Consider the following 19,130-nt stretch of genomic DNA (forward strand, 5'->3'; position numbering starts at 1 on the left):
TCAGCAGACTCTTCAACACATCATATTCTTCCTGTGTTTTCCTGTACTTCAGATGCATCAGAAGAAATGCCAAATCACCTGGTTTCTCATCGTGTTTAATAATATCTTTTAACAACACTTCGCCCTGACCATACAACATCATCCGTGCCACGGGGCTATCCTTAGGAAGGCCATGCTCTTTGATTTGATTGTAGTGCGCTACCAACTCCGGGTTCCGTGATAACGTGTTAGAAAATTCCTTTTTAACGGCCCAGGGCCCATAATAGAGACTACCTACGACAAACAAGAGTGGCAGCGCCAGGCAGGCTGCAAATGCCGTCAGCCCTTTTAATATTATCCTTTTCAGATAAGCCTTAGTTTTTGGACACGAGCTTGAGTAAATCGCCGACGGACAAGACTTTCATCGCAGGTGTTTTTCAGCAAGGGCACGCCACCGGGCATCTTCCCAGTGCTCTTCCAAGGGCAATGCCGCTCCGACCATGTCGGCAGTTTCCGGATCAATGGCGCGGATTTCTTCCAACCGGATGGCTTCAGGTTCCGCCTCAATCTTTTCGCGAAACCACGCGGACAGACTCTTGCCATTGCGAGCCGCCAGGTTCCTGGCTTGATTGGCAATTTCTTGTGAAACCGAAAGCGTCAGGTTCATAAGTGAAGCATGCCTGATTTCGGGTATTTTATCAATCAGCCCGTCATTGGTTTGCACCACGTACACTGCTTTCTCTCAGCGTCCTCTGTGCCTCTGCGTTGAATGGGGCTGTTTCAGCTTACTTCCCGAGGCTCGTCTTCGTAGCGGGTGTATTCGCCGAGGAAGCGAAGCTGGATTTTATCGGTCGGACCGTTGCGCTGTTTCGCAATGTTAAGCGTGGCCTTGTAGCCGCTCCGCGAGGATTCGTCCGAATCCTTGTCGAAAACGCGGCTGAGCAGCATGACCACGTCGGCGTCCTGCTCAATGGACCCGGATTCGCGGAGGTGATGAAGCGCCGGCTCCTGGTTGCCTTCCTCCGGCTTACGGTTGAGCTGCGCGAGCACGATGATGGGAATGGCGAGTTCCTTGGCCAGGGCCTTGATGCCTCTTGAAATTTCAGCCACCTCAACCTGCCGGTTGTCGCGCGCCTTCTCGCTGGTGGAGGTCAGGAGCTGCAGGTAGTCGATGATGAGAACCTGGATGCCGAACATTTTTTTCATGCGCCGCGCCTTGGCGCGCAATTGATTGATGCTCAGCATGCTGGATTCATCCACATACAGCGGCATCGTGGCCACCTGCTCGGCCATGATGGTGATGCCTTCCAGATCCTGATGGCTCATTTTGCCGTCACGAATGCTTTGCAATTTGACGTTTGCGCAGGAGGCCAGCATGCGGAGCATGAGCTGCTCCGCTGTCATTTCCAGGCTGAAGAAACCGACGGGATAACCGGGTTCCACAAAACGGTCCAGCTTTTCGTCGTAACGCTTCGAGATGAAATTTTTCGCCATGGAAAGGGCCAGTGCGGTTTTCCCGACGCCCGGGCGCGCGGCGATGACGACCATTTCGCCGGCCTTGAATCCGGTCGTGAGTTTGTCAAGTTCGTTGAACCCGGTGGCCATGCCATCGTAGCGCCCCTTCATCTTCATCGTGCGCTCGATGATCTCGATGGTCTTTAAAACAAGCTCCTTCGGCTTGACAGTGGAATTGGTGACGCCGCGGTCGGCAATCTCAAAAATGATCTTTTCGGCCTCGTCAAGCACCTCGTCCACCTCGTGCTGCCTGTCCTGCGAATCATAGACGATCTTGGCGCAAGCCTGTTGCAGGTGGCGCAGGATGCTTTTTTGGCGGACGGTCTGAATGTGGCTGGGCGCCGTGAGCACGGAAACGACGCCGGCGGAAAGTTCCCCTAACAATGCCGGGCCACCCACCGTATCGCCCAGCTTCCGGTCATCGAGATATTGCAGCAGCGTGACAGGGTCGATGGCCATGCCCCTGCTGCGCATGTCGGTCAGGGCCTTGAACAGCTCCTGGTGGGCGGGCTGGAAAAAATCATTGAATGTCAGGCCCGAACTTTCCGCCAAATCAATAATCTGGTCCGGGTCCGACAACATCGCGCCAAGCACGGAACGTTCCGCCTCGGGACTGTGGATGGCGGGAAGGCCTTCGATGGAAAAGGAGACATTTTTATGTCCTTTCGAAAGCAGGGTGCGGCTGGGGTCGGCGATCATGAAGGGGTTGTACTAATTCATAGCAGCCGGGTGGAAAGAGTACAGTTGAAGTGGCTGTGAAATGCCGGTGAACAGATTGCGCATAAGCTCGCCTACCCCTTGTGAATAAGTCTCCAGTAACTCTCTCACCCGACCTCGAACGCCGTAAATACCAGTGATGAATGTTACAAAATAAAGAAGACGGCTTTGGGAATAACTCAGCCTCTCTGGGCTTGTGGGATGCCGGGAACTTCAGCCCTCATGTCTCACTCCTCGTGGGACATGCGCACGATTATACCTGAGTACGTACAAAGGCTTTCATCGTCGCGCACTCGGCTTTTGCTTGTGTTCCAATAAACTCTGCTTCGAGATGAGGATCACCATCTTCAAGGAGCATCGAAACGACCTCCTCTAAATTTGTTTTTAATTCATCAAGAGTTTCGCCTTGGGAGTGCGCACCAGGCATGCCGGGAATATATCCCACGTACAACTTGGTATCGGGACAACGCTCAATTACGGCCGTATACCTTCTCATGAAATTAGTCTAGCCATTTGATGTGGAATGGTCAATGCAGCAGAGAACAATAAATCAGGCCAAAGCTGAAATCGCCGCGTCGTAAACCTTCGGCGCTTCCTGAAACCCGGTAACGGTCGCGTTCAGGTCGCGCAGGAGCCCGTTCTGCAATCCGTAAATCCAGCCATGCACCGCCAGCTCCTGGCCGCGTTCCCACGCGTCGCGCGCAATTGAGGTGTGGCAAACGTTCAGCACTTGCTCGATAACATTCAATTCGCAAAGCCGATCGGATGCCCCGGAACCATCACCCGCGGCCGCCAGGCATTTCTCATGTTTCTGCCGCACGTCTTGAAGATGCCGCAGCCAGTTATCGCTCAGGCCCAACCGCTCACGCCGAAGCGCTGCCTGCACGCCGCTGCAGCCATAGTGCCCGCAAACGATGATGTGTCGGATCTTCAGGATATCCACGGCAAATTGCATGACCGAGAGGCAGTTGAGGTCGGTGTGTACAACCAGATTGGCAATGTTCCGGTGTACGAACAATTCCCCGGGCGGCAATCCGACAATTTCGTTGGCGGGCACCCGGCTGTCAGAGCAGCCGATCCAAAGATAACCGGGCAACTGTTGCCTGGAAAGTTTGAGAAAGAAATCCGGGTCTTCCTGGCGGATATGTCCGGCCCAGGCCTTGTTATTCTCGAAAAGATGTTTGAGGGTTCTCATGGGCACAGAAATACTTGTACGAATGCGACATCATGGCCGCATGTGAAAGGGATCGCGAGCGAAAATTGAGCATGGGGAGGCAAAAACGTCATGGCTAGGAAACGAAGCGAAATCTCCAAACCAATGCCAGAAAACCAAGGCCAAGCCCAAGCAGTCCAAGTGATGACGGCTCGGGTACGCCGGTGATGCTGTCGATCTGCGACGCATAGGCGTTGAGCTGCACCATGTAGGAATTCTGGTTTGTATCCACCGCTTCATTAATGCCCGACAACATCCATGACGAAGATGCGGAATTATAAATGAAATCCCCTCCGCCCGAATCGCCGGTAACCAACACGTAATCATTTGTAACACTGGCAAGTCCGGCCGTGATCGTGCCGTACTCGGTCGCAAAATCAGTACTGGAATAGGTCGAACTGCCGACTGTGACCTCAATCGGCAGGTTTACGTCTGTGACCGTGTTCAAACCCCAGGTTTCACCCTGCCCGCCGCCATATCCGATCATGGCCACCATGCTCCCCGATTGTGTTGCTGAAAAGGCAGTGGGGGCGGAGCCCGCGATTGTCAGGGAAGGCAGACTTGGCGCTGAGGAGAGTTCGAACAACGTCAGGTCCGCAATCGTACTGTCCGGGTTTACAATTCCGTGCGTGGAACCCGCCAGCACCGAATAGGATGTTCCACCCAGCACAAAAGTTCCAGAGCCCACATGCCCCGCCGTGAGAACCCAATTATTCCCCAAATAAACGCCGCTGGCCCCATTAACGGTTCCCACATAATCCCAGCCCGTCACTCCGCCCGAACCCCAACCTGTGTTCCAATTCGCAATGTCGGTGCTCGTGGGAGGGCTTATATTAAAGGAAATCGTGCCGCTCACGTCTTTCTCAATAGCCCTAGCTTGGGCCAGGGAGAGAACCATGAACAAAACGAAATAAAACGACAAAGGTTTCATATCCACACCAGGGTCATGACATCCTCCGATATGTGGGTATGATAGACGAAATAGACACAAAAGGCAATCCCGGAACGAGGGCGTAACAGACGCTATCCCGATGGCACCAGAACAAATTTGATGCCTATGGATTCGCAAAACTCCTTGAACTTCTTCATCTCCGCCAGGGAGCCGAGAAGAGGCTCATTCCCAATGCGACAACATCCCGGACTCCAGGTAACGGTCGAGCCCTTCGGCAAATCCTTCAAGTAGTTCTTCAATCCATCCAGGTTCTTGTAGGCGACAGCGCCATTGATGACAAACACATATTGGTTGGGCTGTCCCGCATCGGCGACCCATGCCAGCGTCATTGTCAGATTCTCAGGCTTTCGCTTTGCATCCTGCGCGGACGCAGGCAACAACGTTCCGCAAAGAATAAGGACGACAAGCAATCGCTTCATTTCGATCATCGTATCAAGCCAGACACTGGAGGAAAGGCGAATTAATCATTCACCGCAGAGGCGCCGAGAACGCCCAGGTTGAAAGTTTTTCTTTGCGGCTTGGTGGCTTGGCGCGAAACCTTGTGCTGGGTTTTATCCGCTTTTATCCGTGTCCATCCGTGGTTCAAAATGTATTTTTTACTCTTGGCGGATACGTAAAAATCAAACCTCAATCGTGGCGCCAATCGGAACCAGATGCAGCTTCTTCCCGGCTTTTGCTAATTTGTTTGCTTCCGAATCAAGGCCGAAAATTCCCTGAATTCAGCTTCCGCCAGATCCGACACGGCCAGATAATTCATCCCGGACCTGGACCACTCTTCGATTTGATAGCCCCGCAACGAACGAAACGCGGCGGGCACATTGCCGCCCGGCCAGACAAAAAGATTGATGAAATGTTTGCGGCGCTGATACACCAGCGCAGCCACCGATTGGTGATCCAACACGTCCTGCCGCCCGCCCAGCAGCGGAAAACCGGACTCCGCCAGATCCACGACGATGGGCGAAAAATCCAGGCGCCCCGCGAACCAGGGCTTGACCGTATGCTGGTCGGTGGATGCGACGTCCATCAAATGGCCTGCCTGCAGCGATCTAATGTGATTGGAAACCGCTTCCTCGGCCAGTTTCCCACTCCTATTACTGCCGCCAACAAAAAATGCCGATGCGGATGCCACCACAAGCATCAAAAACGCAACGGCCCAGGGCCGGATCAAAGACGGGCCCTTCCACCACGGAACTTTATTTCCGGCCTCCTCGCGCAACAACGCCTGGATGCGGGTCTTGAGCGCGCCCGGCGCGCTGTGCCGCGGCAATTTTTCCTGAAACGACTGCGCCAGCGCGCGTTGCGACTCAACAATCCCGGCACAGGCGGGGCAGGCGCGGAGATGTTCCTCGACTTCCATGCTGCGCAGCACATCCAGCTCACCGTCCACAAAGGCGTCCAGTACGCGCCTGACTTGATCACATTCCACGGGAAGCCTCCTTTTTCGAGAGTTCCATTAGTTCCAAGTGCAGCTTTCTTCGCGCTCGGGCGAGCCGGGACATCACGGTCCCGATGGGAATCCCAACGGTGGCCGAGATGTCCTTGTAGGCCATGCCTTCGAGTTCGTGCAGGACGATCACTTCGCGAAACTCCAGCGGCAGTTGTTCCAAGCCGTGCTCGAGCCATTCCCTGCGGATTTGTTGCAGTTCAAGATGTCCATTGTTAAGAGGCTCATCAACCACTCCGTGAAACGCCTCATCAAACGGCTCACCAAGCTCGGATTTTTGGTGTTTTTTAAGAAGGCTGAGGCAGACATTGCGCACAATCGTGAGCAGCCATGCTTTCCCATTGTCGCCGCGAAAGGCTCCGAACGCGCGATAGGCGCGCAAGGTCGCTTCCTGTACGGAATCTTCCGCATCCTGTTCGTTGCGCAACATCCAGCGCGCCAGATTATACGCGGCGTCCATATGCGGCAAAATAAGGTGTTCAAATTCAGACAGTTGATCCACGACGCCTCCACGAGTCGTCCTTTCTTTAAACCTAAACTCCCCAGGCTCCAAGTTTATTCCCAAACCGCGCGAAATATTTATTTCCGTCCCCGGGAATAAACCAGGGTCCTCCGGAGTTTAAACCTATGAAAGCCAACAAAGGCATGAAATTTCAATCAACCCCCAACAAAGGATAAACCAGATGAACGACACTATCACGGAAGATCACAACCATGACGGCATCGACCGGCGCGGTTTTTTAAAATGCATGGCATGGGCCGGCACGGGCGTCGTTTGCGCCATGAAAGGCGGCATACTCAGCTCGACCGTTCTGGGCGAAACCCCGGACGGCGCTGCGGCGGCGGGCGCGGACTTCACGTTTGTCCAGATCAGCGACAGCCATATCGGATTCAACAAACCGGCCAACAAAGACGTGGCCGCCACCTGCCGCGAGGCAATCCGGCGCATTAATGCGTTGCCGCAGGCCCCGGATTTTATTTTGCATACGGGTGACCTGAGCCATTTGTCCGAGGCGGCCGAGTTCGATACCCTGGATCAAATTTTGCAGGAATGCAAAACCAAGCAGGTGTTTTATGTTCCGGGCGAGCATGACATCCTGAGCGATAATGGGGCGCAATACTTGCAACGCTTCGGGAAGGGAACCCACGGAACCGGCTGGTACAGCTTCGAGCAGAAAGGCGTTCATTTTGTCGGTCTGGTGAATGTCGCCACCATCCGCGAAGGCGGTCTGGGTGTTTTGGGCCAGGAGCAACTGGACTGGTTGAAAAACGACCTCGCCCCCTTGTCCACCAGCACTCCCATCGTTGTCTTTGCCCACATACCGTTGTGGACGGTTTATCCGCAATGGGGCTGGGGCACGGATGACGGCGCTCAAGCCTTGTCGTATTTGAAACGGTTTGGATCTGTCACCGTACTCAACGGCCACATCCATCAAACCCTGCAGAAAGTCGAAGGAAACATCACGTTTCACACCGCCTGCTCCACAGCCTTCCCGCAACCCGCGCCCGGCACCGCTCCCAAACCCGGCCCGATGACGGTGCCCGGAGAAAAATTACGCGGCACCCTCGGCATGACAAAAGTGTCGTATGTCGAAAAAAATCATGCGCTGGCCATCGTCGATTCCAATCTGGCCTGACATCCCATGACAACAGACCCCAACCTCTGGGCGAAACTGCACGGCGCCAGCACGCACTTTCCCGTCGCGCTGGCGCTGTCATCCGTGTTGTTTGACAGCCTGGCAATGGCGATCTCAAACCCCGAACGCCGGATGGGATTGCGCGCGGCCGGATTTTACGCGCTGATCCTCGGTGTCCTGGGCGCTTTTCCGGCTGTCATTTCCGGATTGGTCATGACCCGCTGGGATTCCCTGGGAAGCGGCCCCCTGCTTTGGCACCACTGCTTTGTCTGGCCTGCCTTTGGACTGATGGTTGGGCTGGCCGTGTGGCGGGCGCTGGCGCGCAACCAGGCTTCTTCCCGCGTATTTGCCATTTATCTCGCCTTGATGATACTCACGGCGGGATTGGTGGCGGCTGCAGGCTATTGGGGCGGCGAACTTTTATTGAACGGATGACCGTCATGTCCGCTTTCGTGGAAAAAAATGCCGCGGGGCTGGGCGTCTTGTCGGGGGTGCTGGCCCTCGGCGCCGCTCTGGGTTTGGCGGAAATCATGAAAAGTCAGACGCCAATCGGCCCGTTACCCGCTTCATCGGGGCCGGCTGCGACATTGACTGCCGCAGACAAGCAGGCCCTGGCAGCGCTCGGACGCGGCTACTTCATCCAAAGCTGCGCGCATTGCCATGGCGACGATGCCCGCGGCGATGAGGGGCCGAATTTGCACGGCTTGAAAATAAGCAACGCCCGGATCGAGCATAGGATCCGGAACGGGAGCAAGGGCAGGATGCCCTCCTTCGCCAAAAAATACGGGCCTGCCGGGATCGCGGCACTGCGCGAGTATTTGCGAACCTTGAATTAACCCGCAAGATATTCAGCCACAAAGCCGAACGCCGGGCGCGCTCGCACTCCCTTCCCGCTTAAAACTTTAAACTTAAGACTTGAAACTTCGAGAACATTCCCCTTGACGTATATACCTAATTGAGTATGCATAGGACATGAACCTCGTCCGGGTGTACCAATGTTTTTGCGATCAAACCCGCCTGCGCATCCTGCACCTGCTCCTGCGCTCGCCCCTTTGCGTCTGCCATTTCCAAAGCGTCCTGCGCGAACCGCAGGTGAAAATCTCCAAGCACCTGGCCTACCTCCGCGAGCACGGACTGGTCGAAGCCCGGCGCCATGAAAACTGGATGATCTACCAGTTGCCCTCCCATCGAACCGTCGAACTGGACGCCAACCTGAAATGCCTGCAGGACTGCGTTCAAACCGAACCCTCCTTCAAAAGGGACAAGGCCAGGCTGGACAAACTGATGGATTCCAAGGACGTAACCACCCTCTTGGCCGAAGGCTGCTGTCCCAGCGCCAGCCCGCTCAGAAAGAAGAGCAAATGATGAAGACTCACAAACCATTCAAAATCCTGTTCCTTTGCACGGGCAACACGGCCCGCAGCATTCTGGCCGAATACCTGATGAAACGCATCGGCCGCGACCGCTTCGAATCCTACAGCGCGGGCGCCAGCCCCAAAGGCCATGTGCATCCCATGTCCTTACGGGTGTTGAAGGAAATTTATAAAATCGACACGACGGGAGCCCGCAGCAAGTCGTGGGACGAATTCAAAGAGGCCGGCATCGTCTTTGATTTTGTCATTACGGTTTGCGACAACGCCCGCGAATCCTGCCCGATCTGGCCCGGCCAGCCGATAGTGGCGCATTGGGGTTCCCCGGACCCGGCGGCATTCGAGGGCAGCGAAAAGGAACAATATGAACTTTTCCGCAAGGTCGCCCTGCAAATCCAACGCCGCATCGAGCTGTTTACCAGCCTGCCCCTTGAAAAGCTGGACCGGTTGCGACTGGCCGAAATGACGCGCGAGATCGGGGAAAAAGAATGAGCGAGAAAAAGCGGCTGCCATTTTTTGAGCGGTATTTGTCGCTCTGGGTATTCCTCTGCATGATCGCCGGGGTGGTCCTGGGCGCGCTGTTGCCGGAGGCAACGACCACTCTCAGCAATCTGGAATTTGTGCGGGGCTCGCACGTCAACGCGCCCATCGCCGTGCTGATCTGGCTGATGATCTATCCGATGATGTTGAAAGTCGATTTCGGCGCGCTCGGCGGCGTGGCCCGCAAACCCAAGGGCCTGATGGTGACCCTCATTGTCAACTGGCTGGTGAAACCGTTCAGCATGGCCTTTCTCGCCTGGCTGTTCATGCAGCACCTGTTCAAAGGCTGGATCGACGCCGAAACAGGCAAAAGCTACACGGCTGGGTTGATTATATTAGCAGCAGCGCCTTGCACGGCCATGGTGTTCGTCTGGTCTTATCTCACCGATGGCGATCCCGTCTATACCCTGGTGCAGGTGGCGGTAAACGACTTGATCATGCTCGTGGCCTTTGCGCCCATCGTCATGTTTCTGTGCGGCGTCGCAAATGTAATCGTGCCATCGAAGGTGCTCATCACCTCGGTGGTGGTGTTTATTGTCATCCCTTTGGCAGCCGGTTGGTTGACTCGCGTGTTGCTGATCCGGACGCACGGGCCCGAATGGTTTGAGAAACAATTCCTGCCCAAATTCCATCCCCTGGCGATCACGGCCCTTCTGCTGACCCTGGTTTTGATCTTTGCGTTCCAGTCTGAAAATCTGAGAACGAAGTGGCTGGCCGTTGCGCTGATTGCCGTCCCGATCATCATCCAGGTTTATTTCAACAGCAGCCTGGCCTATCTGGCCATGCGCTGGTTCAAGGTGGAACACAACGTGGCGGCACCGGGCGCATTGATAGGCGCCAGTAACTTTTTCGAACTGGCGGTGGCGGTGGCCATCACGCTTTTCGGCCCCAGCTCGGGCGCCGCGCTGGCTACGGTCGTGGGCGTGCTGGTGGAAGTGCCGGTGATGCTCTCCGTCTGCCATGTCTGCAACCGGACAAGGCATTGGTTTCCGGCAGCACGGGTTTAGATACAGAAAAGTTTAACACAGAGGGCATAAGACGCCAAGGCGCGGAGTATATGAACGATACTCTTACTCTTAATCCTAATCTTACTCTATCTCTATCTCAAACTCTTGGAAGCTAACACAAGGTCTCGCGCCAATCACGTCCGCCACCGGAGAGATTCGACCGGAGTGCGAGCAAAACACGCGAAATTGGAAGCACTGTTTTCTCACAGAGCCACAAAGAACACGGAGGAAAAACCTGGACCTTGTTGAAATTCAAAATGTTAGTTAAAACGGCAACGCCGTTTCGTCTTTGAGCCCAGGGTTGCCACGCCGAAGCGTAGCGAAGGCGGGAGCTACCCTGGGTAAAATCAAAAAATCATCCCGAACCCTGAAAGCGGTTCCGGCAACCTCTTGCGCAGAGTCGCCGAGTACACAGAAGAACTCAAATTTTGACAGGATGAACCCCGAAATACTTCGGGGCAGGCAGGATTTACAGGATGGGCGCAATATTACTTCCCGCTCAAGAATCCGATCAAATGCCTGCCGCCCGCATACTTGATGTCGGAAATTTTCCAACCCCCTTTTGTGAGAACAAGAAGAAAGGTGATTTCGGTTTTATGGCCCATGTTTTCAAACGAAGCAATCACTTCTGCGGAGTCTTTCTCGGACTTGGATTTTCGAAGCGAAAACTTTTTGATGTCCATGTCTTGCGCGTCGTACAGGGGATCGCCGTCGAGAGCGCCCACTTCGCCTTTTGACGTCACCGCGTCCTTCCAGATAAGTTGAGCCAGGGGTTCCGCAAAATACCTGTTCACCACTTCATGATCCTTGGTTTGGGAAAATGGGCTGTGGTTGTTGGCATCCAGTTTATAAAGATCGGAAACCACACTTTCGGGTGACGATGGGGCGCTCGATCCCGGCATTTCAGCCATCAATTGCCGGCCGGCCAATGTTATAACAATCAGTGGCAGTATAAGGTTAAGTTTCATGGTTTTGTGCCAGCGTGCAAGCTCATCTGTGGCGACCGTCGCCCGCCCATAACTACAGTGCTTGATTAGATTGTTGTTCCTGTTTTCTTCTGTGTCTGCCTAATTAAATCATAGGTTTCTTTGGCACGTTCAATCATTTCAAAAGCTGGAGCGATATACTGAGTAGAACCAGGCCACCCAGCAGGAAGCCGTTGCGAAAATGGAGCCTGTGGCCCAAAAGTAATCGTGCCGCTACCATCTTGGCGCTCAGCCAACGATATCTCGTTCAATCCAGACAATTGCAGGGACTTTGTTTGTCGAGAGAATAGCCCGCTGACGATAATGACCCGATCCGTGGTAACACCATAAAAAGTACGAGTACGAATCTTTGCATCCACAATGAATCGTCCGAAAACGATATATAACCCAACCAGAACGAAGGGAACTCCCCAAAGCTTGAAGAAGAATGGCGCACCTGTACTAAAAACACTGGACTCCCAAAAAATTGCAAATCCACACCAAAGCAAACTGAACGGGATCATAAAACCATCGGATGAACGTAGTCGAAAGCCTTGGCCTGGCTGTCCTGTCCACAAGATCTTCTCGCTCTGGCTCAACTCGCGCGCTATTTCTGAATTTGCTGTATTGTACATAAATTGCTTTGTCACTTAACGCCAAGCTCACCCACGGTTCTCCGGGAGCGGCGGCTCAGCATGCGCGCAAGTAGATGCCGAGACGCTGCAGGCTTTTGAGTAGATGCCTTGTTCGGTTTTTTCATCTCTTCCGAGGTTTTGTGTATATGGAAACTAGCCAAAAAATAAGCAAAAATCCGGATATATATAGCATCTAAGCCAAAGTGGCATTCCCAACTTCTCCATGCCGGTGTCTAGCCGTGAACTCAGTCCAGCGGCAACGCCAATACGAAGTAGCCATATACAAATAAGGCTTGTAATGGCAAAAGACATGGCGACCTCGACTAATGTGGCGCCTCTCATATTTATACCAAACAAGGGGTTCATCGAACAAATCCTGTGTATCTTAAAAAGAGTTTTAAGTCTTATGTTTAAAGTTCAAAGCTTTTTTTTGCGTATTTCGTGGTCGGCTTTTAACGCCGTGGATTCGCGTACGATCCTGCGTTAGTGCGCCCTTTCAGGGCTTGAGGCGTGGTGTACGTTGATGTACCTGGGGCTATGCCCCAGGCTGGTATAAATCCGCACCTTCAGTGCTTTTGACCTCCATAGTTTTCAGCGACCGGGGTCAGGGTCTTTGACTATCAACCCGTAGCGTCCCGCGTGGTCACGTTCCGCGAAGCGCGGTCACAGGACTTGCCGCGAGAACTTGTTCAACTTTCAAGAGTTTGAGATGGAGTAAGAGAAGGATTAAGAGTAAGATTTTCTTCCGTGTTTAGGCTGATATCAAGCCGCCTCCCGCAGTTTTAACTCGTCCTATCTTCTTCAATCAGGCATCATGACCGGCAGAAAATATGAACGCTGAAGAAACCGTCTGGTCCGGGCATCCATCACACTGGCACTATTTTTGGGCATGGTTCTGGGGTCTCGTCCTGGCCGTTGTACTGGTCGGCCTTTTCATTATCGCCTGGATCTACCTGGACAGATCCAGGCGCACCTACATCGTAACAACCCGGAAGGTGATTCTGGAGTGGGGCTTGTTTGCCAAGAGCTCAAACGAAGTGCGTATTGCGGATATCAGAAGCATCAACGTCATAAAACACGGTTTATTGGGATTGTTGGGCGTTGGCGATATTGAGTTTTCCTCCGCCGCAACCGACAAGGCCGAAATCGTCTTCGCATCGATTTCAGGGGCCACGGAAGTCCGGGATCTGGTCAGAAAATATCAGGACGCGTGATTAGAGGCGGCGACTAAATGCAGAATCGAAGAACCTTCCGGCAGGATGCCGGAAGGAGCAGGCGGGACGCCTGCGCTCCCGTTCAACACCAAAACAAATCCGCCTACTGCTCAATTTTTGCGTATTTTGTTCGCACACGGACGAATCCATCCTCTGCGTTCTCTGCGACTCTGCGGTGAATCCTGCTTCGCTGACTTACATCCGCTGGATGATGGTATCGCCGAACTTGGAGCACTTGACTTCGCTTGAGCCGGGGATCAGCCGCGCGAGATCATAGGTCACCACCTTGTCATCGATGGATTTTTCAAGTCCCTTGATGATCAGATCGGCGGCTTCGTTCCAACCCAGATAGCGCAGCATCATTTCACCCGAAAGAATGACCGAGCCCGGGTTGACCTTGTCCAGGCCCGCATATTTGGGGGCGGTGCCGTGCGTGGCTTCGAAAACCGCGTGGCCGGTGATGTAATTGATGTTTCCGCCGGGAGCGATGCCGATGCCGCCGACTTGCGCGGCCAGCGCATCAGAAATATAATCGCCGTTCAGATTCAAGGTGGCGATCACTTCATATTCCGAGGGCCGTGTGAGAATTTGCTGGAGGAACGCGTCGGCGATCACATCCTTCACTATCAAGCCGTTGGGCAGCTTGCACCACGGCCCGCCGTCGATCTCCACGCCGCCGAATTCCTTCTTGGCCAGTTCATAGCCCCAGTCGCGGAAGCCCCCCTCGGTGAACTTCATGATGTTGCCCTTGTGCACCAGCGTGAGACTCTTGCGCTTATGGGCGATGGCATATTGAATGGCGGAACGCACCAGCCGCTCCGTGCCTTCCTGCGAAACCGGTTTGATGCCGATGCCGGAACTTTCCGGGAAACGCACTTTCTTATAACGGTCCGGAAATTTTTCCTTGATGAAAGCGAGAATCGCCTTGGTTTCGTCCGTGCCGGCTTTGAATTCGATGCCGGCATAGATGTCCTCGGTGTTTTCACGGAAAATCACCATGTTGACATGTTCCGGGTGCTTGACCGGGCTTTCGATGCCGTTGAAGTAACGGACCGGGCGCAGACAGACGTAGAGATCGAGTTCCTGACGCAGGGCGACGTTGAGGGAGCGGATGCCGCCGCCAACCGGCGTGGTCAGCGGGCCTTTGATGCCGACCAGATATTTGCGGAAGGCATCGAGCGTCTCCGCAGGCAGCCAGTTGCCGGTTTTCTTAAACGCTTTTTCACCCGCCAAAACTTCCAGCCATTCGAGTTTGCGTTTGCCGCCGTACGCTTTTTCGACAGCCGCATCAAAGACGCGGACCGAAGCGGCCCAGATGTCGGGACCGGTGCCATCGCCTTCAATGAAGGGAATGACGGGGTGATCCGGGACGGTCAGTTTGCCGTTCTGAATCTGGATGGCATTAGCTGCGGACGGGGTTTTGCTTGAAGACATAATAAATGAACGTAGAGGCCGGAGCTTGCGGATATCAAGCTGAATTTAAGATATCGATCAATTCCCCCGCCGGGTGAAGCTGCCCAACCTTGTGGATGGGGGCTCTTGCATGTCCCCCGCCATTCGGGTTAACTCATGGGATGACAGCCCAACCGCGCGACATTCAGATCATCGGTTGCGAATTGGCCATTCGCTGGTCGGACGGTCACGAGTCGTTTTTCCCCCTGGATAAACTCCGCCGCGCTTGTCCCTGTGCCGCCTGCTCCGGAGAGCCGGATGTCACCGGAAAGGTTTTCAAACCATCCGTCCAATACAACGAAAAGAGTTTTGATGTCACCGCCCTGGATTTTGTGGGCGGCTACGCCATCCAACCCCGTTGGGCCGACGGCCACAGCACGGGCCTTTATTCCTGGAGTTACCTGTTGAACCTCGAAAAGCAGCTTGCAACCTGAACCGCCATGCTGGATTTGGATTATCTGCATCGTCTCCGGGAACAATACGCCGACGCCCTCCACGCTCCGGTGGCCGGGTTCCAACTGCGCGGCAAATCCTTTCCCAACTCCGGCGTCCCCAACCTCATGGGCGTTGTCAATCTTTCCCCCGATTCCTGGTATCGGGAAAGCGTTTGCCTTTCCACCGCACAGGCCATCCGCCGCGGACAACGCCTGGCCGCCGAAGGAGCCGACATCATTGACATCGGCGCCGAGTCCACGATTCTGAATGCAAAGACCGTCGATGAATCCGCGCAAACAAACGCCCTGCTGCCCGTCATTCAAGAGCTCAGCGAGGCCGGCATTCTTGTGTCGGCGGAAACCTATCACCCGGCCGTGGCGGAGGCCTGCCTGAAGGCGGGCGCGGCCGTATTGAATCTGACTGGTATTGAAGCTTCCAAAGACATCTATCGGCAGGTTGCGGATTACGATGCCGGAGTCATTATTTGTTATATGCAGGGAAAGAATGTCCGCAACGTGGGTGATTTTCAACTGGCAGAGGATCATACCCGAGCCCTGCTGGACTATTTTTCCAGACAGATTGAACTGGCAGTGAAATCGGGCGTGAAACGGATTTGGATCGATCCCGGCCTTGGGTTCTATTACAAAAACCTGCAGGACAGCGCCACGCGGGTGCGCTACCAGATGCAAACATTCCTCAACACGTTCCGGCTGCGCAAGCTGGGCTGGCCCACCTGCCACGCCTTGCCGCATGCGTTTGAATATTTTGAGGACGAAGTGCGCAGCGCCGAGGCGTTCTTCGCCGTCCTGGCTGTGCTCGGCAAAACCAATTTGCTGCGCACGCATGAGATCGGCAAAGTGGCCGGGGTCGTCCGCACCCTGGATGTCCTATGAAACCGGTGGCGCTTATTACGGGGGCCGGACGGGGCCTGGGAAGCGGTCTGGCCAAACGCCTGGCGCAAAGCGGATTTGCCGTGGCCCTGCATTATTTCAGCAGTGAAAAAACAGCCATCAGGCTCGCTGAAGCAATCCGTGCTGCCGGGAGCGAAACCTCGACATTTCAAGCCGACCTCACCCGGGAAAGCGAAGCCATCCGCCTGATAGACGAAGTCGCCGGGCGCTTTGGCCGGATCGACGTCCTTATCAACAACTCCGGGGTCTATCATGCGAAGTCCCTGCAGGAACTGACTGAAAAGGAATGGTTCGAAGGCATACACAGCACGGCCACGGCGGCCTTTTTTACGACCCGCGCAGCGTTGCCTTATCTGAGGAAGTCCGGGAACGGACGGGTCATTAACATCGGCGATTCCAGTTGCGACAGGGCCGGAGCCCGGGATTTGTCGATGGGTTATCATATCGGCAAAACCGGCGTCTATATGCTGACCCGCACTTTCGCTCGGGAAGAAGCGCGGCATCAAGTCACCGTGAACATGGTTTCACCCGGTTACCTGGAAAACAGCCAGAAGTTGCCCAATCTTTCCACCATACCCGCAGGCCGCCCCGGCACCTTTGACGACATCTGGAATGCGGTGGAATTTCTCCTCAAATCCGAAAACGGCTATCTGACCGGCAGCAATCTCATCCTCAGCGGCGGCTGGAACCTTCGCTGATTCCAAACGCATATCCCCGCACTTAAATCCCGGATTCAGGGAGATTTTTCGTACTCTATCGCGGCAGAGTTATCCACTCTGTAAACAACCTTGGATATTCGAGCACCCCTGCGATAGGCGTCCACGGATTGCAGGAGAATGGTTTCAGGCGCGGAATGCGTGGTCAGGCCAGGGGTCAGAATCCACTTGGGCTCCTTCGTCTCCGGTTTGTAGAGCAGCGTGGAATTGGTGAGCGCACCGGAGCTTAGAAGTATATCCAGATTGTCCGGATAAACACCGCCATGACCATTGGCATAAGAAGACAAAACAATTCCGACTTGCCGTATCTCCGTCATGGCCCGCACTTGCCTGGCGCTCTCCATGGCGCCATTGACCGCGGGAATCGCCAAACCCACCAGGATAGCGGTCATAAACATGGAGCAACCCCCGAGGCATATTCCTGCAATCGCCATGCCTTTGCCTTGCAATGCGTGATTTTTATTTATTTTGTTCAGGGCCAAAATTCCAAAAATGACAGCAGGAATGCCTGACAAAAGCCCGAGACAAAAACTGGTGCATCCGAGTATAAGCGACGCGGTGGCAAGTCCGCTGGTTTTCCCGGAGGAAGTTTCAGGAGACCGCTGCGATGAGGAGGCCGGCATCTGTGACGGTTGCGGCGGCACGGGCGGCGTGAACAAGTCCGCGTATCGTTTCCACTCTTGAGATCCAGCTTGCGCAACCAGGGAGTCATTCTGCAAAATTCCGCTGGCATGCAATTTTTTGAGTTCTTCCAGATTTACAGGTCCCTGCACCTGCTGTTGCGCATCCAGATAATAGTAGGAGTTCATAAACCCTAACTAACAATTAAATGGAATTATACAAGCGGGAAGATGTCAATGCCTGAAATGCCGGCGGCCGGTGAAGATCATCGCCATGCCGGCCTTGTCCGCCGCTTCCATGACTTCCTTATCCCGCACGCTGCCGCCCGGTTGGATGGCCGCGGTCGCCCCCGCTCCCGCTGCGGCAACAATCCCGTCCGCAAACGGGAAAAATGCGTCCGACGCAATGGCACTGCCCTTGAGCGAAAGCCCCGCCTCTCCGGCCTTCCAGACGGCGATCTTCGAGGAATCCACGCGCGACATCTGCCCCGCGCCGATGCCTAACGTTTTACTGGAATCCGCATAGACGATGGCATTGGACTTGACGTGCCGCACCACCTTCCAGCCAAAACGCAGCGCCTTCATTTCCTCCGTTGTAGGTTGCCGCTTCGTGGCCACTTTCCATGTTGATTCGTCATCGGGCAAGGTGTCACTGTCCTGCACCAGCAGCCCGCCGGGAACGGAACGGTAGTCGTAAATGTGCCCCGCGCCATGCGGCAGTTTGTTTTCCATAAGCCGCAGGTTTTTCTTTTTCATCAACAGCTCGCGCGCGTCCGGCGCAAAGTCGGGGGCAATGATGACCTCGCTGAAAATTTCCGAGATCGCCTCCGCCACGGCCATATCCAATGTGCGATTCATGACAATAATGCCGCCGTAAGGCGCCTGTTTGTCCGTCGCGTAGGCGTGATCCCAGGCTTCGCGCAACGATTTCCCGGTACCGACTCCGCAGGGATTGGTGTGTTTGAGGATCGCCAGGGTCAGATCGTCAAATTCGTTGATAAGGCCGGCCGCCGCCGAGATGTCGATGATGTTGTTATAAGAAAGCTCCTTGCCGTGGAGTTGGCGGAAGAAATCGTGGAAGTGCCCGTAAAGTCCGGCCTTTTGATGGGGATTTTCGCCGTAACGCAACGGCTGCCCCAGTCGCCGGAGCAACCCCGAGGTTTCCAGCAAGCCCGAATGCTCCGGCTCGGTCCTGCGGGTCAGATAGGTCGCGATCAGATGATCATAGTAGGCGGTATGCCGGAACACCTTGGCGGCCAGCTTTTCGCGCGTCTCGGGCAATGTATTGCCGTTCTTTGCAATCTCTTCCTGCACACTGGCGTAGTCGGCCGGGTCCACGACAACCGTCACACTGCGATAGTTCTTCGACGCGCTGCGCAGCATGCTCGGACCGCCGATGTCGATGTTCTCAATCAACTCCTCGTGCTTCACCCCGCTCTTGGCCAGGGTTTGCTCGAAGGGGTACAGATTGACGATGACAAGATCGATAGGCTCGATGCCGTGCGCCTGCGCCTGTTTGACATGCTCCGGATTGTCGCGCAAGTGCAACAGTCCGCCATGCACCTTGGGATGCAGGGTCTTGACCCGGCCATCCATCATTTCCGGGAACCCGGTGAAATCGGATATTTCCCGGGCCGCAATGCCATTTTGCTGCAGCAGCTTTGCCGTCCCGCCCGTGGAGAGGATTTGGATGTTTTTCGAGGCCAGGAATTTTGCAAATTCCAGCAAGCCGGTTTTGTCGGAGACCGAGATGAGGGCGTTTTTCATGAAATCAATTTTTACAGGAAGGGCGCCAAGTTGGTTCGTTG

The 19,130-nt window shown here is 54.7% G+C and carries 23 protein-coding genes; 10 read left to right on the forward strand and 13 right to left on the reverse strand.

All coding sequences use genetic code 11. The annotated features are described in order from the left end of the window. Positions 1-400 precede the first annotated feature (400 nt). From PHD76_09265 to PHD76_09300, 8 genes are all read right to left on the reverse strand, one after another. On the reverse strand, positions 401-646 hold the full coding sequence (locus PHD76_09265) for a hypothetical protein (protein MDD5262022.1): 246 nt from the start codon (positions 644-646) through the stop codon (positions 401-403). A gap of 113 nt (positions 647-759) precedes the next feature. Then, positions 760-2,193, reverse strand: a complete 1,434-nt coding sequence (dnaB, locus tag PHD76_09270; protein MDD5262023.1) for a replicative DNA helicase — start codon at positions 2,191-2,193, stop codon at positions 760-762. 271 nt (positions 2,194-2,464) lie between these two features. Further along, on the reverse strand, positions 2,465-2,707 hold the full coding sequence (locus tag PHD76_09275) for a type II toxin-antitoxin system HicB family antitoxin (GenBank protein MDD5262024.1): 243 nt from the start codon (positions 2,705-2,707) through the stop codon (positions 2,465-2,467). Positions 2,708-2,761: 54 nt separating this feature from the next. Continuing rightward, a complete protein-coding gene (gene can, locus PHD76_09280; GenBank protein MDD5262025.1) occupies positions 2,762-3,406 on the reverse strand; it encodes a carbonate dehydratase in 645 nt (214 codons plus the stop codon). A 94-nt stretch (positions 3,407-3,500) separates the two neighbouring features. Further along, on the reverse strand, positions 3,501-4,355 hold the full coding sequence (locus PHD76_09285; protein MDD5262026.1) for a trypsin-like serine protease: 855 nt from the start codon (positions 4,353-4,355) through the stop codon (positions 3,501-3,503). A gap of 92 nt (positions 4,356-4,447) precedes the next feature. Next, positions 4,448-4,795 carry a hypothetical protein gene (locus PHD76_09290; GenBank protein MDD5262027.1) on the reverse strand — a complete coding sequence of 116 codons (348 nt, stop codon included), beginning with the start codon at positions 4,793-4,795 and terminating at the stop codon, positions 4,448-4,450. A 257-nt stretch (positions 4,796-5,052) separates the two neighbouring features. Beyond that, the gene (locus PHD76_09295) at positions 5,053-5,802 is read right to left on the reverse strand and encodes an anti-sigma factor (protein MDD5262028.1); all 750 of its coding nucleotides are present in this window, start codon (positions 5,800-5,802) and stop codon (positions 5,053-5,055) included. Next, on the reverse strand, positions 5,792-6,322 hold the full coding sequence (locus tag PHD76_09300) for a sigma-70 family RNA polymerase sigma factor (GenBank protein MDD5262029.1): 531 nt from the start codon (positions 6,320-6,322) through the stop codon (positions 5,792-5,794). Before PHD76_09300 ends, PHD76_09295 begins: the two co-directional genes overlap by 11 nt. A 181-nt stretch (positions 6,323-6,503) precedes the next feature. Here PHD76_09300 and PHD76_09305 point away from each other — a divergent pair, with 181 nt between their 5' ends. The 6 genes from PHD76_09305 to arsB all read left to right on the forward strand — a co-directional run bounded on the left by PHD76_09305 (position 6,504) and on the right by arsB (position 10,374). Then, positions 6,504-7,457 carry a metallophosphoesterase gene (locus PHD76_09305; protein ID MDD5262030.1) on the forward strand — a complete coding sequence of 318 codons (954 nt, stop codon included), beginning with the start codon at positions 6,504-6,506 and terminating at the stop codon, positions 7,455-7,457. A gap of 6 nt (positions 7,458-7,463) precedes the next feature. Then, complete coding sequence (locus tag PHD76_09310) at positions 7,464-7,892, forward strand: DUF2231 domain-containing protein (GenBank protein ID MDD5262031.1); 429 nt, start codon at positions 7,464-7,466, stop codon at positions 7,890-7,892. A 5-nt stretch (positions 7,893-7,897) separates the two neighbouring features. Continuing rightward, positions 7,898-8,293 carry a cytochrome c gene (locus tag PHD76_09315; protein ID MDD5262032.1) on the forward strand — a complete coding sequence of 132 codons (396 nt, stop codon included), beginning with the start codon at positions 7,898-7,900 and terminating at the stop codon, positions 8,291-8,293. Between the two features lie 136 nt (positions 8,294-8,429). After that, on the forward strand, positions 8,430-8,822 hold the full coding sequence (locus PHD76_09320) for a metalloregulator ArsR/SmtB family transcription factor (protein ID MDD5262033.1): 393 nt from the start codon (positions 8,430-8,432) through the stop codon (positions 8,820-8,822). Continuing rightward, positions 8,819-9,319 carry an arsenate reductase ArsC gene (locus PHD76_09325; protein MDD5262034.1) on the forward strand — a complete coding sequence of 167 codons (501 nt, stop codon included), beginning with the start codon at positions 8,819-8,821 and terminating at the stop codon, positions 9,317-9,319. Before PHD76_09320 ends, PHD76_09325 begins: the two co-directional genes overlap by 4 nt. Further along, the gene (gene arsB, locus PHD76_09330; protein MDD5262035.1) at positions 9,316-10,374 is read left to right on the forward strand and encodes an ACR3 family arsenite efflux transporter; all 1,059 of its coding nucleotides are present in this window, start codon (positions 9,316-9,318) and stop codon (positions 10,372-10,374) included. Before PHD76_09325 ends, arsB begins: the two co-directional genes overlap by 4 nt. Before the next feature lie 488 nt (positions 10,375-10,862). On the opposite strand, the gene PHD76_09335 is transcribed toward arsB, so the two are convergent. Together PHD76_09335 and PHD76_09340 are read right to left on the reverse strand one after the other, a co-directional pair. Next, positions 10,863-11,342, reverse strand: coding sequence for a DUF3828 domain-containing protein (locus PHD76_09335; GenBank protein ID MDD5262036.1), 480 nt, complete (start codon positions 11,340-11,342; stop codon positions 10,863-10,865). Positions 11,343-11,407: 65 nt separating this feature from the next. Then, positions 11,408-11,974 carry a PH domain-containing protein gene (locus PHD76_09340; protein MDD5262037.1) on the reverse strand — a complete coding sequence of 189 codons (567 nt, stop codon included), beginning with the start codon at positions 11,972-11,974 and terminating at the stop codon, positions 11,408-11,410. Between the two features lie 830 nt (positions 11,975-12,804). Between PHD76_09340 and PHD76_09345 the strand changes: the two genes are divergently transcribed. Further along, positions 12,805-13,188: a PH domain-containing protein gene (locus tag PHD76_09345; protein MDD5262038.1), complete on the forward strand. Its 384-nt coding sequence runs from the start codon at positions 12,805-12,807 to the stop codon at positions 13,186-13,188. A gap of 195 nt (positions 13,189-13,383) precedes the next feature. On the opposite strand, the gene icd is transcribed toward PHD76_09345, so the two are convergent. Next, entirely contained in the window at positions 13,384-14,622 is a 1,239-nt protein-coding gene (icd, locus tag PHD76_09350) for an NADP-dependent isocitrate dehydrogenase (protein MDD5262039.1), read from the reverse strand. Between the two features lie 140 nt (positions 14,623-14,762). On the opposite strand from icd, the gene PHD76_09355 reads away from it, so the two are divergent. Genes PHD76_09355 through PHD76_09365 form a run of 3 tightly spaced genes read left to right on the forward strand, consistent with a single transcriptional unit; the run spans position 14,763 to position 16,684 of the window. After that, positions 14,763-15,074 (forward strand): DUF971 domain-containing protein, encoded by a 312-nt coding sequence (locus tag PHD76_09355; GenBank protein MDD5262040.1) that lies wholly within the window; start codon positions 14,763-14,765, stop codon positions 15,072-15,074. A gap of 6 nt (positions 15,075-15,080) precedes the next feature. Next, positions 15,081-15,968 carry a dihydropteroate synthase gene (locus PHD76_09360; GenBank protein MDD5262041.1) on the forward strand — a complete coding sequence of 296 codons (888 nt, stop codon included), beginning with the start codon at positions 15,081-15,083 and terminating at the stop codon, positions 15,966-15,968. Further along, positions 15,965-16,684 (forward strand): SDR family oxidoreductase, encoded by a 720-nt coding sequence (locus PHD76_09365; GenBank protein MDD5262042.1) that lies wholly within the window; start codon positions 15,965-15,967, stop codon positions 16,682-16,684. Before PHD76_09360 ends, PHD76_09365 begins: the two co-directional genes overlap by 4 nt. A gap of 35 nt (positions 16,685-16,719) precedes the next feature. Here the strand turns inward: PHD76_09365 and PHD76_09370 are convergent, their stop codons facing one another. Beyond that, entirely contained in the window at positions 16,720-17,511 is a 792-nt protein-coding gene (locus PHD76_09370) for a DUF4190 domain-containing protein (protein ID MDD5262043.1), read from the reverse strand. Positions 17,512-17,556: 45 nt separating this feature from the next. Beyond that, positions 17,557-19,089, reverse strand: coding sequence for a bifunctional phosphoribosylaminoimidazolecarboxamide formyltransferase/IMP cyclohydrolase (gene purH / locus PHD76_09375; GenBank protein MDD5262044.1), 1,533 nt, complete (start codon positions 19,087-19,089; stop codon positions 17,557-17,559). Positions 19,090-19,130: the final 41 nt, after the last annotated feature.

It is taken from the genome of Candidatus Methylacidiphilales bacterium (assembly GCA_028713655.1).
Classification (GTDB): domain Bacteria; phylum Verrucomicrobiota; class Verrucomicrobiia; order Methylacidiphilales; family JAAUTS01; genus JAQTNW01.

What these genes read in the sequence shown, in the direction of transcription:
- PHD76_09265 (MDD5262022.1), bottom strand. Translation starts at nt 646, where the DNA reads ATGAACCTGACGCTTTCGGTTTCACAAGAAATTGCCAATCAAGCCAGG.
- dnaB (MDD5262023.1), bottom strand. Translation starts at nt 2,193, where the DNA reads ATGATCGCCGACCCCAGCCGCACCCTGCTTTCGAAAGGACATAAAAAT.
- PHD76_09275 (MDD5262024.1), bottom strand. Translation starts at nt 2,707, where the DNA reads ATGAGAAGGTATACGGCCGTAATTGAGCGTTGTCCCGATACCAAGTTG.
- can (MDD5262025.1), bottom strand. Translation starts at nt 3,406, where the DNA reads ATGAGAACCCTCAAACATCTTTTCGAGAATAACAAGGCCTGGGCCGGA.
- PHD76_09285 (MDD5262026.1), bottom strand. Translation starts at nt 4,355, where the DNA reads ATGAAACCTTTGTCGTTTTATTTCGTTTTGTTCATGGTTCTCTCCCTG.
- PHD76_09290 (MDD5262027.1), bottom strand. Translation starts at nt 4,795, where the DNA reads ATGAAGCGATTGCTTGTCGTCCTTATTCTTTGCGGAACGTTGTTGCCT.
- PHD76_09305 (MDD5262030.1), top strand. Translation starts at nt 6,504, where the DNA reads ATGAACGACACTATCACGGAAGATCACAACCATGACGGCATCGACCGG.
- PHD76_09310 (MDD5262031.1), top strand. Translation starts at nt 7,464, where the DNA reads ATGACAACAGACCCCAACCTCTGGGCGAAACTGCACGGCGCCAGCACG.
- PHD76_09315 (MDD5262032.1), top strand. Translation starts at nt 7,898, where the DNA reads ATGTCCGCTTTCGTGGAAAAAAATGCCGCGGGGCTGGGCGTCTTGTCG.
- PHD76_09320 (MDD5262033.1), top strand. Translation starts at nt 8,430, where the DNA reads ATGAACCTCGTCCGGGTGTACCAATGTTTTTGCGATCAAACCCGCCTG.
- PHD76_09325 (MDD5262034.1), top strand. Translation starts at nt 8,819, where the DNA reads ATGATGAAGACTCACAAACCATTCAAAATCCTGTTCCTTTGCACGGGC.
- arsB (MDD5262035.1), top strand. Translation starts at nt 9,316, where the DNA reads ATGAGCGAGAAAAAGCGGCTGCCATTTTTTGAGCGGTATTTGTCGCTC.
- PHD76_09335 (MDD5262036.1), bottom strand. Translation starts at nt 11,342, where the DNA reads ATGAAACTTAACCTTATACTGCCACTGATTGTTATAACATTGGCCGGC.
- PHD76_09340 (MDD5262037.1), bottom strand. Translation starts at nt 11,974, where the DNA reads ATGTACAATACAGCAAATTCAGAAATAGCGCGCGAGTTGAGCCAGAGC.
- PHD76_09345 (MDD5262038.1), top strand. Translation starts at nt 12,805, where the DNA reads ATGAACGCTGAAGAAACCGTCTGGTCCGGGCATCCATCACACTGGCAC.
- icd (MDD5262039.1), bottom strand. Translation starts at nt 14,622, where the DNA reads ATGTCTTCAAGCAAAACCCCGTCCGCAGCTAATGCCATCCAGATTCAG.
- PHD76_09355 (MDD5262040.1), top strand. Translation starts at nt 14,763, where the DNA reads ATGACAGCCCAACCGCGCGACATTCAGATCATCGGTTGCGAATTGGCC.
- PHD76_09360 (MDD5262041.1), top strand. Translation starts at nt 15,081, where the DNA reads ATGCTGGATTTGGATTATCTGCATCGTCTCCGGGAACAATACGCCGAC.
- PHD76_09365 (MDD5262042.1), top strand. Translation starts at nt 15,965, where the DNA reads ATGAAACCGGTGGCGCTTATTACGGGGGCCGGACGGGGCCTGGGAAGC.
- PHD76_09370 (MDD5262043.1), bottom strand. Translation starts at nt 17,511, where the DNA reads ATGAACTCCTACTATTATCTGGATGCGCAACAGCAGGTGCAGGGACCT.
- purH (MDD5262044.1), bottom strand. Translation starts at nt 19,089, where the DNA reads ATGAAAAACGCCCTCATCTCGGTCTCCGACAAAACCGGCTTGCTGGAA.